This is a genomic window from Coprococcus intestinihominis, from assembly GCF_040096555.1.
In the GTDB taxonomy this organism is placed as follows: Bacteria; Bacillota; Clostridia; order Lachnospirales; family Lachnospiraceae; genus Coprococcus_A; species Coprococcus_A intestinihominis.
The window spans coordinates 1-5,607 of record NZ_JBBMEK010000222.1 but is presented as its reverse complement, the minus strand read 5'-3'; the positions used below and the strand labels follow the sequence as shown (position 1 = coordinate 5,607).

Genomic DNA, 5,607 nt, shown 5'->3' with positions numbered 1-5,607 from the left:
AATCGATCAATGCACTGTTCTTAAAAGGTCCATAATCTTCCTGCTCATCCGCTGTATGTTCAAAGTCAAGACCATAGGAACTGATATGGATACCCGTCAAAACGATTTCCTTGTAGCCGTTTGCCGTCAGATTTCTGACCTCCTGCAGGATATCTTCCATCTTTCTGCTCCGCACACGCCCTCTGGCATAAGGAATAATGCAGTATGAACAGAACTGATTGCAGCCATCCTGAATCTTGATATAGGCACGGGTATGTTCAGACACCGTTTCGATATGCATGGTCTCATATTCATGGCTATGGGCAATATCCGCCACATAAGCATCTCTGTCCTCTGTATGTCTGTTGTCCTGAATATACTGTTCAACAATCTGTACGACCTGGCTCTTCATGTTGTTGCCAATGACCAGATCAATCAGCGTATCTTCTTCCAGCTGCTCTTTGGCCGCCTGCACATAGCAGCCCACAGCAACAATGATGCCATCTGGGTTCTTCTTCTTTGCCCGATGCATCATCTGTCTGGACTTACGATCCGCCATATTTGTTACTGTACAGGTATTGATCACGTAAACGGATGCCTCCTGTGAAAACTCCTTCACTTCATATCCTTCAGCCTCAAAGCTTCCCCGCATGGCATCTGTTTCATATTGATTTACCTTACATCCCAGCGTGCAGAATGCCACTGTTTTCTTCATATTCTTCCTCCATCTGTTTCATTTTGTTGCAATTTATAAAATACTCGCCTATTGACTTTTGTCCATTCCGAATGTAGTATAATATTGTAATAAAATATTAACCAAAACTAAAGGAGGAACAGCCATGAAAACAGTTCGAGTATGCCTCGATTCCATCGATAAAGTAAAAGGATTTGTCAATGACATCAGCCGATTCAATACAGATTTTGATCTGATCTCCGGTCGTTATGTCATTGATGCCAAGTCAATTATGGGTATATTCAGCCTTGACCTTTCCAAACCAATCGAACTCACAATCCATGAGAGCGATGAAATAGATGAAATTCTCAAGGCTCTTCAGCCATACGTTGTGGACTAGGCTATCACATGATTTTTCGGACTGCTGATTATCAGCAGTCCTTTTTTGTCCGATACAAGACCGGATCGGCCGGATTCTTCACAGGAATGCGTGCACAGCTCTGAACCAGCCTGTATCAGGCCTTTCTCGCAATTTTATTCGCAGAGAATCGTCTCTCTCGTCTCAATAGCCGTCTTAAGCAATTCATCAATGACATCCACCAGATGATGTTCTGAACGTTCGATTGCACGGACATTCGGCTTCGTAACCGGATGCTTTGCCACAAATATTGTACAGCAGTCTTCAAATGGCTGAATGGATGTATCGAAAGCGCCAATCTTCTCTGAAATCTCAACAATATCATTCTTATCAAAGCCAATCACCGGACGATAAACCGGAAGTGTACAAACAGCATTGGTTGCACGCAGGCTCTGCATTGTCTGACTGGCCACCTGACCGATACTCTCACCGGTGATCAATCCTAAAGAGCCTTCTTCCAAGGCAATATGCTCTGCGATTTTCATCATATAACGACGCATAATGATCGTCAGCTCATCATGCGGGCATTTGTCATAAATCGCCAGCTGAATATCTGTAAAGTTAATAACATGCAGATTGATCGGTCCGGCATAAGCGGCAACAATTTTCGCAAGGTCAATAACTTTCTGCTTCGCACGTTCGCTTGTATATGGCGGTGCGTGGAAATAAACTGCATCAATCTTAACACCACGTTTTGCGATCATATAACCGGCTACAGGACTATCAATACCGCCTGATAACAATAATGTAGCCTTTCCGTTCGTTCCCACCGGCATGCCGCCCGGTCCCGGAATAGAAATTGAGTAAATATAGGTTCGCTCACGCACTTCAATATTCAGTGCCACATCCGGATTGTGGACATCCACTGTCATATCCGGAAATCTGTCCAACAGATATTCACCCATATCCGCTCCGATCTCCATAGATTTCTTCGGATAACTCTTATCGGCTCTTCTTGCAAAAACCTTGAAAGATAAATGCTGATCCGGATAGGTTCTTTCCATATAATCACCGGTTACCTGGCATAGATTACTCCATTCATTGTTGTCACACAGAACAACCGGACATATGGCCACAATGCCAAATACTCTTGAAAGTGCTTTGATCACTTCGTCATAATCATATTCTGTCAGCGCTTCCACATACACACGGCCCTGTTCCTTTGTAACTTCAAACTGACCGTCTACTTTACGCAGTGAGAATTTGATCTGATCCATCAGGGCATATTCAAACAAATAACGATTCTTGCCCTTGATGCCAATCTCACCATACTTAATCAAAAAAGCTTTATACACGTTTGCCTCCTCTTTTCCTGCCGCCAGGCGTATAACGTCTAAGCATCGGCAGCAGCCTGCTAAGCTGTGCCACGCATTCATCTATTTCTTCCTTTGTTGTATCGAATGAAAAACTAAAGCGTACAGTTGCATCCAGGTATCGTTTTTCAACACCGATTGCCTTTAATGTGCCGCTGATGGCCGGATGATTTGATGAACATGCCGAACCGCTGGACACATACACATGTGTCTCCTCAAGAGCATGAAGCAGCACTTCTGCCCGGATATCCTGAAAGCTGACACTGACCACATGCGGTGCTGCACAGGCATCCTGCTGATCTTCTGCCGGCCGGTTCAGACTGCCGCGGCTCCTTCCGCCGTTCACCACCGTTCCTTCCAGTTTCTCTATCTCTTCTATAAAATAACTGCGTATACCGTAAAGATATTCCAGTTTATTCTCAAAATCTGTATATTCAATTTCTGCAGCTTTCGCCATTCCGGCTACTCCGGGCACATTCTCCGTACCTGAACGCATGCCTTTCTGATGACCGCCGCCAAGCATCAACGGCTGTACTTTTACTCTGTCACGTACCCACAAAAATCCCGTGCCTTTTGGTCCATGAATCTTATGGCCGCTGACAGACAGCATATCAATTCCTATCCGTTTCGGATGCAGGACGACTTTGCCGAATCCCTGAATCGCATCCACATGAAACAATGTGTTCGGATTACATTCCTTGACAATCGCTGCTGCGTCTGTAATCGGTTCAATGGTACCGATCTCATTATTCACACACATCATAGATACCAGAATTGTATCCGGTCTGATGGCTTCTCTGAGTGCATCAAGATCCACCAGACCATATGCATTCACAGGTAGCCACGTCACTTCAAAGCCCATCTGTTCCAGAAACATCATCGGCTGATACACAGATGCGTGTTCTATCCGGGTCGTGATCAGATGCTTGCCTGCTCTCTGATTCGCCAATGCTCCGCCAATGATTGCCAGATTATTGGATTCTGTGCCGCCCGAAGTAAAAATCAGTTCTTTCTCTTCAACTTTCAAAATACCTGCAAGTATTTCTCTGGCGCGGCGGATATACCGTTCCGCCTCCACGCCCTTCATATGCAATGAAGAAGGATTGCCGTAATCTTCCTCCATGATCTTGTTCATCAGCTGCACAACCTCAGGATAGGCTCTGGTTGTGGCAGCATTATCCATATAAACTTCCATATAAAATTTAGTCCTCTTCCAGTTCAAACATCAAAATGGAGAGCATTGTCAGTCCGGCCGTTTCTGTCCGCAGAATTCTGTGTCCAAGGGTAATCGGTATAGCACCGGCCGCTCTGGCCGCCTCAATCTCACTCTCTTCAAATCCGCCTTCAGGTCCAATGAATATTCCGATTGAATGTTTGCCATGGAGGGCACGTACCTGATCACGGGCATGCTGCATACCCTCTGCTTTCTCGTAAGGAATCAATGCTGCATCCAATCCGTTGCACATCCGAAGTGCTTTCTCAAAAGTAATACATGTCGCAATCTGCGGTATCAATGCTCTTCCGGCCTGCTTCGCCGCACTCTCTGCAATGCTCTGCCAGCGAAGACGTTTCTTCTCTTCCTTCTTCGGATCCAGCTTCACAACAGCCCGCTTCGTTGCAACAGGAACTATCTCATAGACTCCCAGTTCCACTGCCTTCTGAATGATCAGTTCCATCTTGTCAGCCTTCGGCAGTCCCTGGAACAGATAAATCTTCGCCGGCAACTCAACGAAAGAATGCCAGCTGTCAACAATATCCAGACGTACTTCTTCCTTAGTCAGCTCTGCAATCCGGCAAAAGTAATCCATGCCCTGTCCGTCACTGACCGTTACTTCTTCACCCGGTGTCATTCTGAGTACGTTCCTGATATGATTGACATCTGTGCCTGTAATCACAATATCTTTATCACTAATCTGATCTGTTCCAACAAAAAATCTTGGCATTCCTGCACTCCCTCCATCTTAAACTGTTCACGTAACCTTTATGGCGCTTTTGCCATTATAGCATGAAATGAACAACTTATTCAAGCCTGTTCGATTTTATTTTCTGGCTGTAAAGGCAACCCAGTCACCGGAATGTGTCACTTCAAGAATCTCAAAGCCATTGGCAAGCAGCGCTTCTCTTACATCATCCTCTTTTGTATTGATGATGCCGGATGAAACAAATAATGCCCCCGGCTTCATATTATCTTTGATCACACCTGAAAGCGGAATAATAACATCTGCAAGAATATTCGCCAACACAAGATCATATTTCTCATCCCCACAGGCATGTCTGAAATCCACATCTGTAATGATATCACCGGCTTTTACATCGTATTGATTCATATTAATATGATTGACTCTGGCATTTTCAATAGCTGCTGAAACCGCATTTGGATCCACATCTGTTGCCATGGCTTCACCGGCACCAAGCATCAGTCCAATGATGGATAAAATACCGCTGCCGCATCCCACATCAAAAAGCTTCTGACCCTCTTTCAGATATTTCTTCATCTGTGTGATGCAAAGCCGGGTTGTATGATGCATGCCTGTACCAAAGGCTGTACCCGGATCCAACTCTACAACAAGCGTATCCTCCGTTGTGTCTTCCGGCAACTTCTCCCATGTCGGTTTGATAATAATCTTGTCATCGACTTTGAATGGTTTCCAAAATTTCTTCCAGTTATTCATCCAATCCACATCTGCTGTTTCAGATTTCTCAATGGTTGCATCACCGATATCAACAAAATCCGCCAATTCCTTAACCGCTTCCGTTACTTCCTGAAGTGTTTCTGCATGGTCTTTTTCCGGTTCTATATAAAATGATACATAGGCAACACCATCATCCTCTCCCAGATCAGGCAGAATGTCGATGAACATCTTTTTCTTATCCTCATCAGAAAGCGGAATCTTGTCTTCTATCTCAATTCCTTCAATTCCCATTTCGCCCAATGTATAGCTGATCAGATCCACTGCTTCCGTTGTGGTCTTCATACGATATTTATTCCATTTCATATCCGTTATTCTCCTTTTCACAAATTCTATTCTAACGCACAAAAGGGCATTTTGAAATTCTATTTTTCAGAATTTCAAAAGCCCTGTGTTTATTTGATTCTTCACTAATCTTCAAAAGTTTCTTTTAACTTTTCTTCGACTTTTTCCTTGAAAGACTTTTTCTTCTTGCCTTCATTCTCCTCCGGCTTGTATATGCCCTTCATAGCATCATCAAACTTACGAAGAAGT

The 5,607-nt window shown here is 44.3% G+C and carries 6 protein-coding genes; 1 reads left to right on the top strand and 5 read right to left on the bottom strand.

Annotated elements, in window-relative coordinates:
* On the bottom strand, nucleotides 1-694 hold a 694-nt coding region (locus tag WMO25_RS14085; RefSeq protein WP_349085832.1), incomplete at its 3' end, for a radical SAM protein.
* A gap of 124 nt (nucleotides 695-818) precedes the next feature.
* On the opposite strand from WMO25_RS14085, the gene WMO25_RS14080 reads away from it, so the two are divergent.
* Nucleotides 819-1,052: an HPr family phosphocarrier protein gene (locus WMO25_RS14080; RefSeq protein WP_015514595.1), complete on the top strand. Its 234-nt coding sequence runs from the start codon at nucleotides 819-821 to the stop codon at nucleotides 1,050-1,052.
* Nucleotides 1,053-1,186: 134 nt separating this feature from the next.
* Here WMO25_RS14080 and thiI read toward each other — a convergent pair whose 3' ends face one another.
* The 4 genes from thiI to prmA all read right to left on the bottom strand — a co-directional run bounded on the left by thiI (nucleotide 1,187) and on the right by prmA (nucleotide 5,379).
* Nucleotides 1,187-2,365 (bottom strand): tRNA uracil 4-sulfurtransferase ThiI, encoded by a 1,179-nt coding sequence (gene thiI, locus WMO25_RS14075; protein ID WP_349085831.1) that lies wholly within the window; start codon nucleotides 2,363-2,365, stop codon nucleotides 1,187-1,189.
* Nucleotides 2,358-3,578: a cysteine desulfurase family protein gene (locus WMO25_RS14070; RefSeq protein ID WP_253060002.1), complete on the bottom strand. Its 1,221-nt coding sequence runs from the start codon at nucleotides 3,576-3,578 to the stop codon at nucleotides 2,358-2,360. Before WMO25_RS14070 ends, thiI begins: the two co-directional genes overlap by 8 nt.
* Nucleotides 3,579-3,585: 7 nt before the next feature.
* Nucleotides 3,586-4,326: a 16S rRNA (uracil(1498)-N(3))-methyltransferase gene (locus WMO25_RS14065; RefSeq protein ID WP_227081953.1), complete on the bottom strand. Its 741-nt coding sequence runs from the start codon at nucleotides 4,324-4,326 to the stop codon at nucleotides 3,586-3,588.
* A 96-nt stretch (nucleotides 4,327-4,422) separates the two neighbouring features.
* Nucleotides 4,423-5,379: a 50S ribosomal protein L11 methyltransferase gene (prmA, locus tag WMO25_RS14060; protein ID WP_117539015.1), complete on the bottom strand. Its 957-nt coding sequence runs from the start codon at nucleotides 5,377-5,379 to the stop codon at nucleotides 4,423-4,425.
* Nucleotides 5,380-5,607 lie beyond the last annotated feature (228 nt).